At 32.3% G+C, this 1261-nt stretch carries 2 protein-coding genes; both read left to right on the top strand.

Translation table 11 applies throughout. From position 1 onward, the window contains the following. A partial coding sequence (locus TX77_RS14165; protein WP_044505067.1) for a hypothetical protein occupies positions 1 to 190 on the top strand: 190 nt, incomplete at its 5' end. Between the two features lie 457 nt (positions 191 to 647). Next, positions 648 to 971, top strand: coding sequence for a hypothetical protein (locus TX77_RS10520; RefSeq protein ID WP_154651908.1), 324 nt, complete (start codon positions 648 to 650; stop codon positions 969 to 971). The last annotated feature ends 290 nt before the right edge of the window (positions 972 to 1261 follow it).

The raw sequence follows: 1261 nt of genomic DNA, 5'->3' as shown, positions 1-1261 counted from the left end.
GATTGCATTGTTCAATGAGTCTGACGTAATAAGCGATGCAAATGAATTAGGCGTATTCACTTACTTTACGAAAGATTCGCTTGGTATAAGCTTTAATGTGCTACATGCGCTTGGAGACCATGCAGAATTTGAAATTGCGTATAGTGAGTTTAAAGATCACTTGCTAACAACAGCATTCGAGGAAAAGTAAATAGGAGCTGATTGTATTTTATGAATGACATAGTTGAAAAGGGTTTATTATTTTAATTTTTATTATAATAGCAAACTTTTTAATAATATTTAGAGCTGTCGTTTTTCAGGTTTTCATAAAAGGGAAGTTATTTTTTCAGTGCTGACGATAGATATTATATTGTTAATAGGTTATGTTCTGAAATTAAACGATGTCCGTTTATCTACTAATGCTTTGATTGCAGGTACACTTCTTTTAATTGCGGGTCTGTTCGGGTTCTTCTATTATAGTGCAGAGAAGAAGTGAAGTGCCGATCAATTGGACTGGAATAGGCTGAAGAGGAAACGAGAATAAGTAACAGGAGGGGCTTGTTATTAGAAAAGTTATAATAATTTTATTAGCTCTTTGTCTATTAATAGTTTCTATTATTAGTTATTTTTATGTTAAAAGTAGTAGTTTAATAACATTAGAAGAACCAGTGAGTATAGATTCTAGTAGTGATTTAACTGGTTCTTGGTGGTTTATGGCTTCTAATTCAGATGATGAAAAATTAATAGAATATGGAATTCCAACAGATGGTATCGATTTTGAACAATATAATGTAATTGTATCAAACGGAAGAGAGATTCAGAAGATGAGCTTTGTTCGTTCGAATAAATTTCCTTTTGAACGTACGCATTTTGCTAAAGTCCTTTTGAAGAAGGAAATTCATAAACGCACATGGTTTTTATATAAAATAAAGAAGATGGAGGTTTATATGGATGAAAGGTATTTCCATGGAAACATTCAGATAAGTAAATAATAATGCACTGTTTTCATGAGTATACAATAAGGGAGTACAAATTAGGAGAAAGGAAGATCTCATGATTGTAATTTCTGTTGTTCTAATTATGATTGGACTGCTATATTTTGTTTTTCCAAACGTAGCCTGGATGTGGGGTTCCTACACTATCACTAGCCTCAGTAATAGTGTAGCTAATGAAGAGATTGAAACCATTAGAGCATTGTCGAAGAGAAGGAGTACGCTGTATACTCGATTGTTTGGGATATTATCAATTTTATTAGGATTGTTGTTATATTTACTGGCGTAGA

This window comes from Megasphaera massiliensis (genome assembly GCF_000455225.1).
GTDB classification, from domain to species: domain Bacteria; phylum Bacillota; class Negativicutes; order Veillonellales; family Megasphaeraceae; genus Megasphaera; species Megasphaera massiliensis.
Note: the sequence above shows the minus strand (reverse complement) of the source record. Positions and strands in the feature narration are given on the sequence as shown.